Raw genomic sequence first — 18,269 nt, 5'->3', positions numbered from 1 at the left:
GCTCGCGCGGTGGCGGAACCCCCGGCATCCCGCGTCCCCCCGCTCCCGACTCCCTGTGAGAACCCGTGCTCCGCACCATCGGCAGGCGCCTGCTCCTGCTCATCCCGACCCTGTTCGGTCTCTCGATCCTGCTCTTCGCCTGGGTGCGCGCGCTGCCCGGGGGCCCCGCAGTCGCCCTCCTCGGTGAGCGCGCGACCCCCGAGGCCGTGGAGCGCATCAACGAGCTCTACGGCTTCAACGAGCCGTTGTACGTGCAGTACTTCACCTGGCTCGGGCGACTCGTCAGCGGCGACTTCGGTTCATCGATCCAGACCGGCCGGCCCGTGCTGGAGGAATTCGTCCGCCGCTTCCCGGCCACCCTCGAGCTGTCCATCGCCGCCCTCATCGTGGCCGTGGGCATCGGCATCCCGCTCGGCTACTGGGCCGCTCGCCGTCACGGCAAGATCTGGGACCACGGCGCCGTCGTGCTGAGCCTCATCGGCATCACGATCCCGGTGTTCTTCCTGGCGTTCATCCTCAAGTACGTCTTCGCCGTACAGCTGGGTTGGCTGCCGTCGGACGGTCGGCAGAACCCGCGCATCGACGCGACGCACTACACGAACCTGTACGTGTTCGACGGGCTCATCACGGGCGAGTTCGACGCGTCATGGGATGCCATCCTGCACCTGATCCTGCCGGCGATCGCACTGGGCACGATCCCGCTCGCGATCATCGTGCGCATCACCCGCGCCTCGGTCCTCGAGGTGCAGAACGCCGACTACGTGCGCACCGGGCGCGCGAAGGGCATCGGCACCGGGACGCTGCGCAACCGGTTCATCCTGCGCAACGCCATGCTCCCCGTCATCACCACGGTGGGACTTCAGGCCGGGCTCCTCATCTCGGGGGCGGTGCTCACCGAGACGGTGTTCGCCTTCCCGGGCATCGGGCAGTTCCTCGCGCGGGCGATCTTCACGCGCGACTTCCCCGTGCTGCAAGGCTTCATCATCTTCATCGCGATCGCGTACGCGCTCATCAACCTGCTCGTCGACCTGTCGTACAGCGTCATCGACCCGAGAGTGAGAGTCCAGTGAGCTCCGGCATCCTTCCTCCCGCTCCCAGCGGCGGTCCCGTCGACGACAACGCGGTGGTCGATTCGCAGCTGCTCGCCGCGCAGACCCGCGGGGGCGGCTTCTGGCAGGACGTGTTCCAGCGACTGCGGCACAGTCCCGTCGCCTGGATCGGCGCGGTCATCGTGCTGGCGTTCCTGCTCGTGGCGGCCCTCGCGCCGTTGCTCGCGCCGTACCCGGCCGAGTCCCTGCCCGGACAGCGCTTCATCACGCCGACCGACATCCCGGGGCCGGGCGAGATGGCCGAGTTCCCCCTCGGTCTCGACCGCTTCGGCGGCGACGTGCTGTCCAAGCTCATCTGGGGCGCGCAGGCGTCGCTGCAGATCGGCGTGATCTCGACCGCTCTCGGCCTCCTCGGCGGGATGGCCCTGGGCCTGCTCGCGGGCATGTTCGGCGGGTGGGTCGACGCGGTCGTCATGCGCTTCGTCGACATCCTGCTGTCCGTGCCGAACCTGCTGCTCGCCGTCTCGATCGCGGCCGTCCTCGGACAGAGTCAGCTCGCCATCATGATCGCCATCGGAGCGTCGCAGGTGCCCGTGTTCGCTCGCCTGCTGCGCGCCTCGATGCTGCAGCAGCGCGGCGCCGACTACGTGCTGTCCGCCCAGACGCTGGGCCTCAGCCGGCGCTCGATCACCATGACGCACGTTCTTCCCAACAGCGTCGGACCCGTCATCGTGCAGGGCACCCTGACGCTCGCCACCGCCGTCATCGACGCGGCGGCACTGTCGTTCCTGGGACTGGGCGGCGGCTTGCCGCAGACCGCCGAGTGGGGGCGCATGCTCACCTACGCGCAGGCCGAACTGGCGATCGCGCCGTGGCTGGCGTTCCTGCCGGGCATCTGCATCGCGGTGACCGCGCTGGGCTTCACGCTGCTGGGCGAGTCCCTCCGCGAGTCGATGGACCCCCGCACCCGCGCGCGGTAGCCCACTCCCTTCGGCGGCCCCGTTCCGCCGTCGCGCCCCTGTTCCGCTGTCGCGCCCCTGTTCCGCTGTCGCGCCCCTGTTCCGCTGTCGCGGGTCAGGGGCGCGGCGGTGGCGGCCGTGGCATCCGTGTCCCACTTATGGCTGCCTGGTGGCTGTTCAGGCGGCCGTTTCTGGGACACGTGGCGTCAGAAGTGGGACGAGGATGGCGGCATGGCTGGCTAGGGCGCCCTCGTCCCACTTGTGGCGGCTTGGTGGCTGTTCAGGCGGCCGTTTCTGGGACATGCGGTGTCAGAACTGGGACGAGGGGGAGCGGCGACGCGCGCGGCGCGCAACAAGACCGCGACTCAGCCCGTCAGCCCCAACTCGTTGCCCGGGATCGACGACAGCAGGCGCCGCGTGTACGGGTCGCGGGGGTTGGTGAAGACCTCTTCGCTGGATGCCGCCTCGACGAGACGTCCGTCCTTCATCACGCAGACGTAATCGCTGATCAGGCGCACGACCGCGAGGTCGTGCGAGATGAAGAGGTAGCTCAGGCCGTACTCGCGCTGCAGGTCGCCCAGCAGGTCCAGGATCTGCGCCTGCACCAGCACGTCGAGGGCCGATACCGGCTCGTCGCACACGATGAGCTCGGGTGACAGCGCGAGGGCCCGGGCGATCGCAACGCGTTGGCGCTGGCCGCCCGACAGCTCCGACGGGTAACGGCGCAGCATGGATGCCGGTAGAGCCACGTCATCCATCAGCTGGCGCACGCGCTTCGCGCGATCTGCTTTTGAGCCCCGCTTGTAGACGGTGAGCGGTTCCTCGACGATGCGCTCGACGGTGAACATCGGGTTCAGGCTCGAGTAGGGGTCCTGGAAGATCGGCTGCACCTTCTGCCGGAACTGCCGCAGTGCCTCGCCCGTCAGTGAGGAGACGTCCTGGCCGTCGAAGCGGATCGTGCCGCTGGTGGGCTCGACGACCTTCAGCAGCATGCGCGCCGTCGTCGTCTTGCCCGAGCCGGACTCGCCCACGATCGCCACCGTCCGGCCCCGCGGGATCGACAGCGACACATCGTCGACGGCGCGGAAATCGTCGCCGCGTCCGCGCACCGGGTAGACCTTGGTCAGGCCCTCGATCTGGACGATGTCGTCGCGGACCGCCGTCTCGGGCCGCTCGCTGCGGAAGTCCTCCGGGCGCAGACGCACCGCCGCCACCGACGGCGCCGCCGCGACGAGCGACTTCGTATAGCTGTGCTGCGGGTTTTCGAGGATCTGCTTCGCCGGGCCCTGCTCGACCACGCGCCCGCGGTGCATCACGACGACCCTCGAGGCGCGCTCGGCAGCGAGGCCGAGATCATGCGTGATGAGCAGCACGGCGGCGCCCAACTCGTCCGTCTGCTTGTCGATCTGGTCGAGGATCGTCTGCTGCACGGTGACGTCGAGGGCGCTGGTCGGCTCGTCGGCGATGAGCAGGCGCGGCCGACACGCCAGTCCGATGGCGATGAGCGCGCGCTGACGCATACCGCCGGAGAACTCGTGGGGGTACTGCCTCGCCCGCTTCTCGGCATCCGGGAGTCCTGCGGCCTCGAGTGCCTCGACGACCTTGTCCTTCACGCTCGAGCGATCGGCGAGGCCGTGCGCGAGCAGCGTCTCGGCGACCTGCGTGCCGATCTTGGCGACGGGGTTCAGGTTCGACATCGGGTCCTGGGGAACCAGGCCGATCTGGCGTCCGCGCACCTGTCGCATCCGGGCCTCGCCGAAGGTGGTCAGGTCTTCGCCGTCGAGCAGGATCTGCCCGCGCGCGACGCGTCCACCGGATGCCAGCAGGCCGATGATCGCCATGGCGGTCGTCGACTTGCCGGAGCCGGACTCGCCGACGATGGCGATGGTCTCGCCCGCGTGGATGTCGAGATTCACCCCATCGACGGCCCGTACGGGACCGTCCATGGTGGCGAAGTCGACCGCGAGGTCGCGGACCGAGAGAAGGGGATGGGGGGATGCCGGAGCGGGGGGACCGGCGACATCGGAGGTCATCCCTCCATCCTCGCCCGCCCCGGCGCTCCTGCCCAGCCCTCCCGTCCGATCGTCACACCCCTGTAACGCACTCGGCCGCCCGGTGCATCGGGGTGTGGGGCGCGTTCCGCCGTTCGGGGCGGAAGAATCCCGCCCCGCAGCGAGAACCCGCCCCGCATCGCTACCCGGCCGCCCCCGACACGGCACCCGGAGCGCACGCCCGTGCGGCGCTACCGTGGGGATCATGCGCGTGGACCTCAACGCCGACCTCGGCGAGACCGTCGACGGGATGCCGACCGCCGACGACGAGGCCATGTTCGCCGTCGTCTCCAGCGCCAACGTCGCCTGCGGCGGCCACGCCGGCGATGCGGCATCCATGCGGGAAGCGGTCGACCGCGCCGCACGTTTCGGTGTCGCCGTGGGAGCCCATCCCTCGTACGACGACCGCGAGCACTTCGGACGCATCCGGCGCGATCCTGCTCCGGTGGACCTCCGCGCGAGCGTCGCCGCGCAGTTGGACGCGCTCGCCGCCGCCGGGGCCGACATCCGGTACGTCAAACCCCACGGTGCGCTCTACCACGCCGTGATCGACGACGAAGGGCACGCCCGCGCCGTGGTCGCCGCCGTCGCCGACCTCTCGTCCCGCCTCGGACGCGCCCTCCCCGTCCTCGGCCTCCCCGGCGCGATCGCGGAGGCGGCGGCATCCGCGGGACTGCCGTTCGTGCACGAGGCGTTCCTCGATCGCGGATATACGGCGAAAGGCGCGCTCGTACCGCGCGGCGAACCCGGCGCCCTCGTCGACGATCCCGCCGCGGTCGCCGCCCGTGCGCTGCGCTTCGTGCGTTATCGCGAGGTCGATACCGTCGACGGCACGCGCATCGCGGTGGACGCGGCATCGCTGTGCCTTCACGGAGACACCCCGTCGGCGGTCGCGATGGCCCATGCCGTCCGCGCGGCGCTGGACGCCGCGGGCGTCGAGGTGCGCGCGCCGTGGTGACGAGGCCGCGCGACGTCGACGAAGCCCGCGTGCGACTGCTCCCGATGGGGGAGCGGGCCGTGCTCGCCGAGGTCGCCGATCTCTCCGCCGTGCTGTCGCTGCACGCCGCGCTCGCCGAGAACCCGCTCGACGGCGTCGACGACCTCGTTCCCGCAGCGCGTACGGTGCTCGTCGCCTTCGATCCGGCCCGGGTGTCGCGCGAGGTCGTGCGCGCGTGGATCCTCGACGCCGCCCGACGGGCTCCGGATGCCGACGCCTCCGGCCCCCTCGTCGAGGTGCCGGTGCGCTACGACGGCGCCGACCTCGCCTCGACCGCCGATCTCCTCGGCATCCCGGTCGCCGAGCTCGTGTCACGACACGCGGGCGTGGAGTGGACGGTCGCCTTCACGGGCTTCGCGCCGGGGTTCGCGTATCTCGTCAGCGCGGGGTGGCCCTACGACGTGCCGCGCCTCGCCGAGCCGCGCACGCGCGTGCCGGCGGGGGCCGTGGGACTCGCGGGCGGCTTCAGTGGCGCCTATCCCCGCGAGACGCCCGGAGGTTGGCGGCTGATCGGCACGACCGACGAGATGCTGTTCGATCCGGATGCCGCCGCCCCCGTGCTGCTGCTCCCGCGCGCCCGCGTGCGCTTCGTACCCGAGCGCGCTCGCATCGCCGCCGCGGCTGCTTCGGCGGCGAGCGGAGGACATTCCGGGAAGGGAGGACCGGATGCCACGGACGCGTCCTCCCGTGCCGGAAACCCCTCCGCCCCCACCACCTCCGTCCCCGCCAGGACCACCGCCGCCGCCCCCACCTCAACCCCCACCAGGACCGCCGCCGCCCACGCCGCCGACGGCGCCCCCGCACTGCGCGTCATGACCCCCGGCGCCTTCACGACCGTGCAGGACCTCGGCCGCCCCGGCCGGGCCGCGCTCGGGGTCGCGAGGTCGGGGGCGCTCGACCGGGCGGCGTTGCGCATCGCGAACCGTCTGGTCGGCAATGACGAGGGTGCCGCCGGCCTCGAGATCGCGATGGGGGGCCTCGTCGCCCGCGCCGAGACCGCCACCTGGGTCTGCGTGACCGGCGCCCTCGTCGACGTCGACATCGACGGCCGGTCGGTGGATGCCTATAAGCCCGTGCTCGTACCGCCCGGTGCTGAGCTGCGCATCGGCCCCGCCCGCGCGGGACTCCGCATCTACCTGGCCGCGCGCGGCGGGGTCGTCGCACCCGCGGCGCTGGGTTCGCGCTCCCGCGACGTGCTGGCGGGTCTCGGACCCGACCCCGTGGCCGCCGGCGACGCCCTCCGCGTCGGGGTCCCGGCATCCGCGATCCCCGTGGTCGACACCTTTCCCTGGTCGGTTCCGCCGTCGCTCCTCGAGGTGCGCGTCACCGTGGGTCCACGCGCGGACTGGTTCGCCCCCGGTGCCCAGCCGGCGTTGCGGGGCGCGACCTGGACGGTGTCGTCGCACGCCGACCGCGTCGGCATCCGCTTCGACGGTCCCGCTCTCGAGCGCACCCGGCTCGACGAGCTGCCGAGCGAGGGGATGCGTCCCGGGGCGATCCAGGTACCGCCGCACGGGCGTCCCGTGGTGTTGCTGGCAGACGGTCCTGTGACCGGCGGATATCCCGTGATCGCCGTGGTGACGGATGCCGCCCTCGACGCGCTCGCCCAGGCGCGGCCCGGTGATCGCGTGCGGTTCCGGAGCGCGTGATCCGCCCTCGACGCAGGAATGCCGGGCGGGCGCACGCGGTTATACCGCAGGTCCGCAGACGCGTCAAGAATTGGACTGGACACGGCGAGTCCTCCCGCGTATGCTTGGACTTTGCGCTCCTCGATTCCCCCTGCCCTCATATGGTGGTCGGCTGAGCCTGCCCGTCCCCGCTTCACTGCGGCGTGCGACGTGCCGGTTTTCGGGGCAGGAACGCACTCCACCTGACGACAAGGAATCACGAGCCCCTCGCCCGGGCTTCTGGAGGTTATTCCCTTGGCTGCTGCGAGCAACGCATCCACCACCACCACCCCCAAGAGCGGACGCGGAGCATCCCGCCTCTCGTTCGCGAAGATCTCCGACAAGCTGACCGTTCCCGATCTGCTCGCGCTGCAGACCGAGTCGTTCGACTGGCTTGTCGGTAACGAAGCCTGGAAGGCGCGCGTCGCCGAGGCCCAGGAACAGGGTCGCACCGACGTCCCCGAGATCAGCGGTCTGGAAGAGATCTTCGAAGAGATCTCCCCGATCGAAGACCTCAGCGAGACGATGCAGCTCTCGTTCACGAACCCCTACCTCGAGCCCGAGAAGTACTCGATCGAAGAGTGCAAGGAGCGCGGCAAGACCTACGCCGCCCCTCTGTACGTCGAGGCCGAGTTCATGAACCACCAGACCGGTGAGATCAAGACGCAGACGGTCTTCATGGGCGACTTCCCGCTCCAGACCGACAAGGGCACGTTCATCATCAACGGCACCGAGCGTGTCGTGGTGTCGCAGCTCGTGCGCTCGCCCGGTGTCTACTTCGACAAGACGCCCGACAAGACCTCCGACAAAGACATCGTGTCGGCGCGCGTCATCCCCTCGCGCGGTGCGTGGCTCGAGTTCGAGATCGACAAGCGCGACCAGGTCGGCGTTCGCATCGACCGCAAGCGCAAGCAGTCGGTCACCGTGTTCCTCAAGGCCCTCGGCCTCACCAGCGAGGACATCCTCGCCGAGTTCGCAGGCTTCGACTCCATCGAAGAGACGCTGTCGAAAGACACGATCCTGACGAAGGAAGACGCGCTCCGCGACATCTACCGCAAGCTCCGTCCGGGCGAGCAGGTCGCCGCCGAGGCCGCCCGCGCGCTGCTCGACAACTTCTACTTCAACTCCAAGCGCTACGACCTGGCCAAGGTCGGTCGCTACAAGATCAACCAGAAGCTCGGCCTCGACAAGCCGCTGAGCGACTCGGTCCTCACCACCGACGACATCGTCGCCACGATCAAGTACCTCGTGCGCCTGCACCGCGGCGACGTCACGTTCGACGGTGTCCGCGGGGGCAGCAACGCCGAGATCCGTCTCGACACCGACGACATCGACAACTTCGGCAACCGTCGTATCCGCGCCGTAGGCGAGCTCATCCAGAACCAGGTCCGCACCGGTCTGTCGCGCATGGAGCGCGTCGTCCGCGAGCGCATGACCACGCAGGACATCGAGGCGATCACGCCGCAGACCCTGATCAACGTGCGCCCCGTCGTCGCCGCGATCAAGGAGTTCTTCGGAACGAGCCAGCTGTCGCAGTTCATGGACCAGAACAACCCCCTCGCGGGTCTGACCCACAAGCGCCGCCTGTCGGCGCTGGGCCCGGGTGGTCTGTCGCGCGAGCGTGCCGGCGTCGAGGTTCGTGACGTCCACCCCTCGCACTACGGCCGCATGTGCCCCATCGAGACCCCGGAAGGCCCGAACATCGGCCTGATCGGCTCGCTCGCCTCGTTCGCGCGCATCAACGCGTTCGGCTTCATCGAGACGCCGTACCGCCGTGTCGTCGACGGCCGGGTGACCGACCAGATCGACTACCTCACCGCCAGCGAAGAGAGCGACCACATCGTCGCTCAGGCCGGTGTGGCCCTCCAGGCCGACGGTCACTTCGTGGACGACCGCATTCTGGCCCGCCGCGGCCAGGGTGGCGAGGTCGACCTGTTCCCCGTCGACGAGATCGGCTACATGGACGTCTCGCCGCGCCAGATGGTGTCGGTGGCGACCTCGCTCATCCCGTTCCTCGAGCACGACGACGCGAACCGCGCCCTCATGGGTGCGAACATGCAGCGTCAGGCCGTGCCGCTCGTGCGTAGCGAGTCGCCCGTCGTCGGTACCGGTATGGAGGGCTTCGCGGCCATCGACGCCGGTGACGTGGTCACCGCCGACAAGGCCGGTGTGGTCATGGAGGTCTCGGCCGATGTCGTGACCGTCCAGCTCGACGAGGGTGGCACGCAGGACTACTTCCTGCGCAAGTTCGACCGCTCCAACCAGGGCACGTCGTACAACCAGCGGGTCGTCGTCTCGGCCGGTGAGCGCGTCGAGGCCGGCGAGGTCATCGCCGACGGTCCCGCCACCGAGAACGGCGAGCTCGCCCTCGGCAAGAACCTCCTCGTGGCGTTCATGACCTGGGAAGGCCACAACTTCGAGGACGCGATCATCCTCAGCCAGGACCTCGTGAAAGACGACACGCTGTCGTCGATCCACATCGAGGAGTACGAGGTCGACGCGCGCGACACCAAGCTCGGCAAGGAGGAGATCACCCGTGACCTCCCCAACGTCAGCCCCGACCTGCTGAAGGACCTCGACGACCGCGGCATCATCCGCATCGGTGCCGAGGTGCGTCCCGGCGACATCCTCGTCGGCAAGGTCACGCCCAAGGGTGAGACCGAGCTGTCGGCCGAGGAGCGTCTGCTCCGCGCGATCTTCAACGAGAAGAGCCGCGAAGTCCGTGACACCTCGCTGAAGGTGCCCCACGGCGAGCAGGGCACGATCATCGCCGTCAAGGAGTTCAACGCCGAAGACGGTGACGACGAGCTCGGCTCGGGCGTCAACCGCCGCGTCGTGGTCTACATCGCCCAGAAGCGCAAGATCACCGAGGGTGACAAGCTCGCCGGTCGCCACGGGAACAAGGGCGTCATCGCCAAGATCCTCCCGATCGAGGACATGCCCTTCCTCTCCGACGGCACGCCGGTCGACATCATCCTCAACCCGCTCGGCATCCCGGGTCGAATGAACTTCGGTCAGGTCCTCGAGCTCCACCTCGGCTGGATCGCCCAGCAGGGCTGGAAGGTCGAGGGCACGCCCGAGTGGGCGGCGAACCTGCCCGAGGCTGCTCGCGAAGCCGCCCCCGGCACGAAGGTCGCCACCCCGGTGTTCGACGGTGCGTTCGAGGCCGAGATCGCGGGTCTGCTGGACTCGACGATCAAGAACCGCGACGGCGACCGCCTGGTCGACTCCACGGGCAAGACGCTGCTGTTCGACGGCCGCTCCGGCGAGCCGTTCCCGGCGCCCATCTCGGTCGGCTACATGTACATCTTGAAGCTGCACCACCTCGTCGACGACAAGATCCACGCGCGTTCGACGGGCCCGTACTCGATGATCACCCAGCAGCCGCTCGGTGGTAAGGCGCAGTTCGGTGGTCAGCGCTTCGGTGAGATGGAGGTGTGGGCGCTCGAGGCATACGGTGCCGCGTACGCGCTGCAGGAGCTCCTCACGATCAAGTCCGACGACATCCTCGGCCGCGTCAAGGTGTACGAGGCCATCGTCAAGGGCGAGAACATCCAGGAGCCCGGCATCCCCGAGTCGTTCAAGGTGCTCATGAAGGAGATGCAGTCGCTCTGCCTGAACGTCGAGGTCCTCTCGGCCGACGGCACCGCGGTCAACCTCCGCGACACGGATGACGACGCCTTCCGCGCCGCGGAAGAGCTCGGCATCAACATCTCCAGCCGCTTCGAGTCCTCGTCGATCGACGAGATCTGAGCTCACAGCTCAGCGACCCGCTCAGATTTCAGAGAATTCCGACACAGGAGAACCAGTGCTCGAATCAACCACTTTCGATCAGATCCGTATCGGTCTGGCCACCGCCGACGACATCCGTCGTTGGTCCTTCGGTGAGGTCAAGAAGCCCGAGACGATCAACTACCGCACGCTGAAGCCCGAGAAGGACGGCCTCTTCGGCGAGCAGATCTTCGGGCCCTCCCGCGACTGGGAGTGCGCCTGCGGCAAGTACAAGCGCGTGCGCTTCAAGGGCATCGTCTGCGAGCGCTGCGGCGTCGAGGTCACCAAGAGCTCGGTGCGTCGCGAGCGCATGGGCCACATCGAACTCGCCGCGCCCGTCACGCACATCTGGTACTTCAAGGGCGTTCCCTCGCGCCTGGGCTACCTGCTCGACATGGCGCCGAAGGACCTCGAGAAGGTCATCTACTTCGCCGCCTACATGGTGATCTCGGTCGACGAGGATGCTCGTCACCGCGACCTCGCCACGCAGGAGAACAACATCCGTCTCGAGCTGAAGACGCTCGGCGACCGCCGCGATGCCCGCATCGCCGCCCGCCTGGCCAAGCTCGAGGAGGAGCTCGCCGCCCTCGAGGCGGAGGGCGCCAAGGCCGACCAGAAGAAAAAGGTCAAGGACGCCGCCGAGAAGGACATGACGTCGGCTCGTAAGAACGCCGACGAGCAGATCGCCAAGCTCGAGCGCGTGTGGGAGGACTTCCGCACGCTCGAGGTGGGCGCCCTGAAGCCCGAGGATGACGTCTTCCACGAGCTGCAGGACCGCTTCGGTCAGTACTTCGAGGCGCACATGGGTGCCGAGTCGATCAAGCGTCGCCTCGAGGCCTTCGATCTGGCCGCCGAGAGCGAGAACCTACACCTGCAGATCTCCGAGGGCAAGGGTCAGCGCAAGATCCGCGCGATCAAGCGCCTGAAGGTCGTCAACTCGTTCTTGCAGACCGGCATGTCGCCGGCCTCGATGGTGCTCGACGTCGTCCCGGTCATCCCGCCGGAGCTTCGTCCGATGGTGCAGCTCGACGGTGGCCGTTTCGCCACCAGCGACCTGAACGACCTCTACCGTCGCGTGATCAACCGCAACAACCGCCTCCGTCGCCTGATCGACCTCGGTGCCCCCGAGATCATCGTCAACAACGAGAAGCGCATGCTGCAGGAGGCCGTCGACGCGCTGTTCGACAACGGCCGCCGTGGTCGCCCCGTCACCGGTACCGGCAACCGCGCCCTGAAGTCCCTGAGCGACATGCTCAAGGGAAAGCAGGGTCGCTTCCGCCAGAACCTGCTCGGAAAGCGCGTGGACTACTCGGGCCGTTCCGTCATCATCGTCGGACCCCAGCTCAAGCTCCACCAGTGCGGTCTGCCCAAGCAGATGGCCCTCGAGCTGTTCAAGCCGTTCGTGATCAAGCGCCTGATCGATCTCGGTCATTCGCAGAACATCAAGGCCGCCAAGCGCGCCGTCGAGCGCTACCGTCCCGAGGTCTGGGACGTGCTGGAAGAGATCATCCGCGAGCGCCCCGTGCTGCTGAACCGTGCACCCACCCTGCACCGTCTCGGCATCCAGGCGTTCGAGCCCCAGCTCGTCGAGGGCAAGGCGATCCAGCTGCACCCGCTCGTGTGCGCGGCGTTCAACGCCGACTTCGACGGTGACCAGATGGCCGTGCACCTTCCGCTGTCGGTCGAGGCTCAGGCCGAGGCCCGCGTGCTGATGCTCGCCTCGAACAACATCCTGAAGCCGTCGGACGGCCGTCCGGTGACCCTGCCCTCGCAGGACATGATCATCGGTCTGCACCACCTGACCACCCTCAAGGAGGGGGCTGCGGGCGAAGGCCGTGCGTTCGGTTCGGTGGGCGAGGCGATCCTGGCCAAGGACGAGGGCACCCTCGACCTGCAGGCCAAGGCGCGCATCCGCATCCCCGGCCTCACGTTCCTCGAGGGCCAGGCGCCCGAGGGCTACGAGAAGCACGGTCTGGTCGACGCGTCGCTCGGTCAGGCGATCTTCAACGACACCCTCCCCAAGGGCTACCCGTTCGTGCGCGAACAGGCCGACAAGGGCAAGCTGTCGCAGATCGTCAACAAGCTGGCCGAGGAGTACCCCAAGGTCGAGGTCGCGGCATCGCTCGACCGCATCAAGGACGCCGGTTTCTACTGGGCCACCCGTTCGGGTGTCACGGTGGCGCTGAGCGACATCCTCACGCCGCCGAACAAGGCCGAGATCGTCGCGGGCTATGAGAAGCAGGCCGCGAAGGTCCAGGGCCAGTACGAGAAGGGCCTCACCACCGACGCCGAGCGTCGTCAGGAGCTCATCAAGATCTGGACCGAGGCCACCGACGAGGTCCAGAAGGCGATGCGGGACAACTTCCCCGCCGACAACACCATCAACCGCATGGTCTCGTCGGGCGCCCGTGGTAACTGGCTGCAGATCCGCAACATCGCGGGTATGCGAGGCCTGGTGAACAACCCCAAGGGTGAGATCATCCCGCGTCCGATCATCTCCTCGTACCGCGAGGGTCTGTCGGTCGCCGAGTACTTCATCGCGACGCACGGTGCCCGTAAGGGTCTGGCCGACACGGCCCTCCGTACGGCCGACTCGGGGTACCTCACCCGTCGTCTGGTCGACGTCTCGCAGGATGTCATCATCCGCGAAGAGGACTGCGGCACGTCGAAGGGCCTCGAGCTCCCGATCGCCGCGGCCGACTCGGCCGGTGCGCTGGTCAAGGACGCCAACGTCGAGAACTCGGTGTTCGCTCGTACGCTCGCCACGGCGGTCGTCGACGCGCAGGGCACCGTGCTGGCCGAGGCCGGCGACGACGTGGGCGACGTGCTCATCAACAAGCTGGTCGAGGGCGGTGTGGAGTCGATCAAGGTCCGCTCCGTGCTGACCTGCGACTCGGCCGTCGGTGTCTGCGCCAAGTGCTACGGCCGATCGCTGGCCACCGGCAAGATCGTCGACATCGGCGAGGCCGTCGGCATCATCGCGGCCCAGTCGATCGGTGAGCCCGGTACCCAGCTGACGATGCGTACCTTCCACACCGGTGGTTCCGCCTCGGCAGACGACATCACGCAGGGTCTGCCCCGCGTGCAGGAGCTGTTCGAGGCCCGTACCCCCAAGGGTGCGTCGCCGATCGCCGAGGCCGACGGCCGCATCACGATCGACGAGACCGACAAGGCCAAGAAGGTCATCCTCACGCCTGACAACGGCGACGAGCCTGTGGTCTACCCCGTCCTGAAGCGTGCGACGCTCCTGGTCGAGGACGGACAGCACGTCGTCGTCGGTCAGCCGATCCTCGTCGGAACGCTCGACCCCAAGGAGGTCATGCGCGTGCAGGGTGCCCGCGAGGTGCAGAAGTACCTCGTCAACGGCGTCCAGGGCGTGTACCGCTCGCAGGGTGTGCCGATCCACGACAAGCACATCGAGGTCATCGTCCGACAGATGCTCCGCAAGGTCACCGTCGTCGACCACGCCGACACCGACCTGCTGCCCGGTGAGCTGGTGGACTTCAAGCGCTACCAGGCCATCAACCGCGAGGCGGTCGGCGAGGGCAAGCGTCCCGCGTCGGGTCGTCCCGAGCTGATGGGTATCACGAAGGCGTCGCTCGCGACGGAGTCGTGGCTGTCCGCCGCGTCGTTCCAGGAGACCACCCGCGTCCTGACGCAGGCGGCCATGGAGGGCAAGAGCGACCCGCTCGTCGGCCTCAAGGAGAACGTCATCATCGGAAAGCTCATCCCCGCCGGAACCGGACTTGCGAAGTACCGCAACGTCACGGTCGAGGCGACGGAGGAAGCGAAGAGCGAGCGGTACCCCAACCGCATCTTCGCTTCGGACGGCGCGTACAGCGACGCCGACCTGAGCTACGTCGACTTCGACAGCTTCTCGACGGACGACTTCACGCCCGGCACGTACAACTGATCGCCGGACGGATGCCACGCCCCGGCGCGGCATCCTGATCCTCGAAGGCCCCCGGCTCGCGCCGGGGGCCTTCGTCATGTCCGACGATCGGTGCCCGCCGGTGCTTGCGGCGTGTCGGGAAGCGGGTGCGGCGGGGGAGTGCGCCTACCGTTGAAGAGGAGGAACGCATGGCCCGCATCGGTGGACGCAGCCTGTGGCTGGCATGGCCGGCCGGGCTTTTCTGCATGGCGGCGGTCGTGGGGCTGGGTGTGCTCGCGGCCCCCGGGGTGCCGGGTACCGTCGCGTTCGTCGGGGATACCCTCCGCGCCGCCACCGGAACGCCCACCGCGGGAGAGGCCGAGCCCGTGGCTCCCGCCACCGACTGCCGCCATCTGTACGCGCAGCCGATGTGGTCAGCGCTGGTGTGGTCGCCGGAGGCGCTGCTGTCGCAGCGCCGCACGCCACCGTTGTCCACCGTCGAGGCGGTCGCCGCGGCGGGGCCCACGACGATCGTCACGTGTCATTGGAGGGGTGTCGGCGGTCGCTTCCTCGAGACGACGGTGTCGACCGTGTCGGTGGAGGGCGCCTCCACCGTGGCCGCGACGCTGGCTGCGCAGGGGTTCGCGTGCGAGACGGCGGCCGACGCCACCCAGACTGACGCGACGCATTGCGAGCGCACCTCCGGGGACGTGAAAGAGGTGCACGATCTGAGGGGTGACCGGTGGGTGTCGTCGACCCTCAGCGGATGGGAGCCGGTCGGCTACGCCGCGACCGTGGCATCCCATGCCTTCTTCGGCGAGTGACGCCGCACCACGTCACCCGAAGATCGAGGCGATGATGCTCGCGGTGTACCCCGTGGGGGCGAGGTTGGAGTACTGCGTGTCGATGAGCACGTCGTCGCGCCAGTAGAGCGTGCGCCCGTCGTTGACCGGGTAGGTGGCGTTGATCCACGTCTTCTCGCAGCGGGTACCGCCGTCGGGGGTGTAGCAACTGAACCCCTGCGTGGCGACCAGATCGTTGAGCATGTCGAGCGCGGGCCCCCGGTTCATGCGGGAGATCGTGGTGGAGAGCCCCGTCGTGTCAGCGGCGGGATCGCGCCAGATGCACGTGATCGAGCCGTCGGGCTGCACCCCGGAGGGACCCAGCGACGGGTCGTTCAGCGGGATGGTGCCCAACTGGGCGAGGACGTCGGCCGAGAGCATCGCCTTGCAGTCGGCGGGGAGCCGGACCTCGGTGGGTGCCCGCGAGAACGTCGGGATGTTCGATGGGGTGGGGGAGGACGAGACGGACGGCGAGGGGACGGGAGCCGCCTCCTCGGCGGCGGGGGCGCACGCGGTCAGCGCGAGCACGGCAGCACCGACGAGCACCGCGGGAACGGCGGGGCGGAGCGGGCGACGAGACATGGGAACACCCTAAGCCGAGGTTCCGACACGGTCGAGACGCATTCCGTCGGCACGCCTACGCGACGGTCCGCCGCCCGCGGGATAGCCTGACGCCGCAATCACCGCGTGAGGAGACCCCATGAGCGACAACACGTCGGGCAGCGACCGCGTCGCTGGACGGACGGATTCCTACGGCGACCCCGTCGTCGAACCGAAAGACGACGCGCAGGACGTCGTCGGGCGGGCCCACGAGGGACTCGCCGACGCCGAGGCCGCCCGTCGCGACGCCGTCGACCCGCAGACGGCCGAGGCCGCCTGGCACGAGCGGGAACAGCACGAGCACGACGCCGCCGCCGCAGTCTCCGATCGCCGCGATCACACGGCGCCGGTCGTCCACGACGCCTCGCCCGTCGAGCCGCAGACGGCGCCGGCCGCTGTCCCCGCGTCGTCGTCGGTCGACCTCGACGACGAGGACGCGCGCTGGGCCGCCTACGCCGCCTCCGCTGAGCCGGAGCGCCAGGCCGCGCCGTACACGCGCCACGACGACGACGCGCGGACCACGGTCTCGCCGGTCGCCGAGACGGCCGTCACGGCAGGAGCCGGTGCTGCCGTGGCCGGTGCGGGTACCTCCGCGTCGACGCCCGCGTCAGAAGAGCCCACCCGCGCGTTCGGCACACCGCAGCCCATCTTCGTACAGGCCCCCGAGGCTCCCCGGCCGCGCGGCAACCGCGGCGCCGCCGGGGCGATCGGTCTGCTCGCGGCTCTCGCCTTCGCCGTGCTGTACCTCGCCGCGACTCTCGGCCTGCGACTGCTGACCGACGGGCTGGAGATCGCCGAACTCGGGTCGGCTGCCCTGTCGTCGCTCACCACGTGGGGCCTGTGGGTGCCGACGGTGGCGTTCTTCTTCGGCTTCTGGTTCCTGGGCGCCCTGATCAATCGGGGCCGTTGGGGTCACTGGGTGGTGTGGGGCCTGGTCGTCGGCGTCGTCGCCTGGGTCGGGCACCTGCTCGGTGTGCTCATCGCCGCGCCGTTCTGGATGATCACCGGGCGCGAGTCGGCCGACCTGCTGCTCGACAACGTGCTCGCTCCGCTGGCGATCGTGGCCTTCGTGCTCGGCCGCGAGCTCACCATCTGGTTCGGGGCGTGGGTGGCCGCCCGCGGTCGCCGCGTGACCGAGCTCAACGCCGAGGCGCAGCGCGAGTACGAGCGCACCCTCGAGGCCGGCCCGCAGCTTTCGCAGCGCTGAAACGGATGCCATGACGAATGAGCCGCGACCGGCGGGGGTGACCCCGCCGGTCGCGGTCGTTTTCGCCTCCGTCGTCTTCATCGCGCTCTCGATCGCCTCGCTGGGGGTGGCGAGCCTCGTCCTCGACGCCGATGTCATTCCGGTGCGCGGGCTCGGTGCGGTGCCGGGCGTGATCGGACAGGTGGCCGCCCTCGGCTCCTTCGCAGGCGCGCTTTTCTGGGGTCTACGGGCCGTCCCGCCGAGCTTCCTCACCGCCGTTCCGTGCGCGATCGCGGCGTACGTGGGCGAGATCGTCGGTGTCGTGATCGGGGCCCTCGTCAGTGGCGCCGATCTCGCGCGCGGCGTCGCGGCCGCGGGCAGCGTCGCCGTGGGCTTCGCCGGTCCGGTCGTTGCGGCGGTGGGTCTTCTGGCGGCGCTGTTCGGGGTGCTCCTCGCACGTGCGCGCACGAGCGGACCGCGGTGGAAGTGGGAGGACGACGACGACGCGCCCTGAGGCACGGCATCCGGGTGTCACACGCCCTCCTGACGCGCGGGGACCGTGGCGTCCGCGAGTTCCCGGGCGTGTCGGGCTAGCGTAGGACCGTGGAGCGGTCGCTCGAGAGCCAGGTCGGTCAGGCGGTGGATGCCTGGCTGCGTTGGTTGCCCCGGTGGGAGCCGGCGAACCACCGCGGGCGCGTCGCTCCGTGCCGCCGTTGCTTCGGCTCGCCCGTGCTCTCGGCCGCCGGGTTGGGCTCGGATGTGCCTCACGGCGTCCAGCACGGGCTCTCCACCCGCGTGAAGGGCATCGTCGATCACGCCGTCGCCGATTACACCGCCCGCAACCTCCCCATGCTCCAGGCCGAGCTCGACCAGCAGTCCGAGCGCAACCGGCGCCGCTCCTACCGCCCCTCCGAGGGTCTCGAGCCCGAGTTCGAAGGCATGCCGCTCGACCCCGATCCCGAGCCCGGCTCGCCGTTCCTGTTCACCCTGACCGGCCTGGCCGCCGAAGAGGATGCCGAGCTCCCGGCTCTTCCCCCGCTCTCGGATGCCGCCAAGGCGGCGCTCCGCCAGGAGGTCGGGCTGGCCGACGATTACGCGAACATGATCGGTCGCGAGGTGTGCTCGATCCTGCTCCATCACCGCCTGCGCATCCAGTCGGCCGTCGCGGAGTACGTGGAGCCGCAGATCGCGGCGCTCCTCGACGACCTCACGCGTTCGCTGGACGCGCCGTTCGATCCCCGGGAGTCCGAGCCCCCCGCATCGTGAACCGCCTGTG

The 18,269-nt window shown here is 69.4% G+C and carries 12 protein-coding genes; 10 read left to right on the top strand and 2 right to left on the bottom strand.

Going from position 1 to position 18,269, the window contains the following annotated elements; genetic code table 11:
* Positions 1-65: 65 nt before the first annotated feature.
* Positions 66-1,070: an ABC transporter permease gene (locus tag ASF76_RS14855; protein WP_055959372.1), complete on the top strand. Its 1,005-nt coding sequence runs from the start codon at positions 66-68 to the stop codon at positions 1,068-1,070.
* Positions 1,067-2,029: an ABC transporter permease gene (locus tag ASF76_RS14850; protein ID WP_055959370.1), complete on the top strand. Its 963-nt coding sequence runs from the start codon at positions 1,067-1,069 to the stop codon at positions 2,027-2,029. The genes ASF76_RS14855 and ASF76_RS14850 overlap by 4 nt, the downstream gene beginning before the upstream one ends.
* 344 nt (positions 2,030-2,373) lie before the next feature.
* On the opposite strand, the gene ASF76_RS14845 is transcribed toward ASF76_RS14850, so the two are convergent.
* On the bottom strand, positions 2,374-4,041 hold the full coding sequence (locus tag ASF76_RS14845; RefSeq protein ID WP_055959368.1) for an ABC transporter ATP-binding protein: 1,668 nt from the start codon (positions 4,039-4,041) through the stop codon (positions 2,374-2,376).
* A 220-nt stretch (positions 4,042-4,261) separates the two neighbouring features.
* On the opposite strand from ASF76_RS14845, the gene pxpA reads away from it, so the two are divergent.
* The 5 genes from pxpA (at position 4,262) to ASF76_RS14820 (ending at position 15,189) form a co-directional block, all read left to right on the top strand.
* Positions 4,262-5,017 carry a 5-oxoprolinase subunit PxpA gene (pxpA, locus tag ASF76_RS14840; protein WP_156459298.1) on the top strand — a complete coding sequence of 252 codons (756 nt, stop codon included), beginning with the start codon at positions 4,262-4,264 and terminating at the stop codon, positions 5,015-5,017.
* Between the two features lie 29 nt (positions 5,018-5,046).
* Positions 5,047-6,705, top strand: a complete 1,659-nt coding sequence (locus tag ASF76_RS14835) for an urea amidolyase family protein (protein ID WP_235561320.1) — start codon at positions 5,047-5,049, stop codon at positions 6,703-6,705.
* 273 nt (positions 6,706-6,978) lie between these two features.
* The gene (rpoB, locus tag ASF76_RS14830) at positions 6,979-10,476 is read left to right on the top strand and encodes a DNA-directed RNA polymerase subunit beta (RefSeq protein WP_055959366.1); all 3,498 of its coding nucleotides are present in this window, start codon (positions 6,979-6,981) and stop codon (positions 10,474-10,476) included.
* Between the two features lie 55 nt (positions 10,477-10,531).
* The gene (rpoC, locus tag ASF76_RS14825) at positions 10,532-14,407 is read left to right on the top strand and encodes a DNA-directed RNA polymerase subunit beta' (protein ID WP_055959364.1); all 3,876 of its coding nucleotides are present in this window, start codon (positions 10,532-10,534) and stop codon (positions 14,405-14,407) included.
* Between the two features lie 167 nt (positions 14,408-14,574).
* A complete protein-coding gene (locus tag ASF76_RS14820; protein ID WP_055959362.1) occupies positions 14,575-15,189 on the top strand; it encodes a hypothetical protein in 615 nt (204 codons plus the stop codon).
* 12 nt (positions 15,190-15,201) lie between these two features.
* Here the strand turns inward: ASF76_RS14820 and ASF76_RS14815 are convergent, their stop codons facing one another.
* Entirely contained in the window at positions 15,202-15,789 is a 588-nt protein-coding gene (locus ASF76_RS14815; RefSeq protein ID WP_055959360.1) for a hypothetical protein, read from the bottom strand.
* A 118-nt stretch (positions 15,790-15,907) separates the two neighbouring features.
* Here ASF76_RS14815 and ASF76_RS14810 point away from each other — a divergent pair, with 118 nt between their 5' ends.
* From ASF76_RS14810 to ASF76_RS14800, 3 genes are all read left to right on the top strand, one after another.
* Positions 15,908-17,014, top strand: coding sequence for a hypothetical protein (locus ASF76_RS14810; RefSeq protein WP_055959359.1), 1,107 nt, complete (start codon positions 15,908-15,910; stop codon positions 17,012-17,014).
* Between the two features lie 10 nt (positions 17,015-17,024).
* The gene (locus ASF76_RS14805) at positions 17,025-17,507 is read left to right on the top strand and encodes a hypothetical protein (RefSeq protein ID WP_055959357.1); all 483 of its coding nucleotides are present in this window, start codon (positions 17,025-17,027) and stop codon (positions 17,505-17,507) included.
* An 89-nt stretch (positions 17,508-17,596) separates the two neighbouring features.
* On the top strand, positions 17,597-18,259 hold the full coding sequence (locus ASF76_RS14800) for a hypothetical protein (RefSeq protein WP_055959355.1): 663 nt from the start codon (positions 17,597-17,599) through the stop codon (positions 18,257-18,259).
* The last annotated feature ends 10 nt before the right edge of the window (positions 18,260-18,269 follow it).

The organism is Microbacterium sp. Leaf151 (assembly GCF_001424225.1).
GTDB lineage: Bacteria > Actinomycetota > Actinomycetes > Actinomycetales > Microbacteriaceae > Microbacterium.
The sequence above is the reverse complement of the archived record's forward strand: the minus strand, read 5'-3'. Positions and strand labels throughout refer to the sequence as shown.

Excerpts from the sequence above, each read along its gene's own strand:
- ASF76_RS14845 (WP_055959368.1), bottom strand. The coding sequence starts at position 4,041 with ATGACCTCCGATGTCGCCGGTCCCCCCGCTCCGGCATCCCCCCATCCC.
- ASF76_RS14820 (WP_055959362.1), top strand. The coding sequence starts at position 14,575 with ATGGCCCGCATCGGTGGACGCAGCCTGTGGCTGGCATGGCCGGCCGGG.
- ASF76_RS14815 (WP_055959360.1), bottom strand. The coding sequence starts at position 15,789 with ATGTCTCGTCGCCCGCTCCGCCCCGCCGTTCCCGCGGTGCTCGTCGGT.
- ASF76_RS14810 (WP_055959359.1), top strand. The coding sequence starts at position 15,908 with ATGAGCGACAACACGTCGGGCAGCGACCGCGTCGCTGGACGGACGGAT.
- ASF76_RS14805 (WP_055959357.1), top strand. The coding sequence starts at position 17,025 with ATGACGAATGAGCCGCGACCGGCGGGGGTGACCCCGCCGGTCGCGGTC.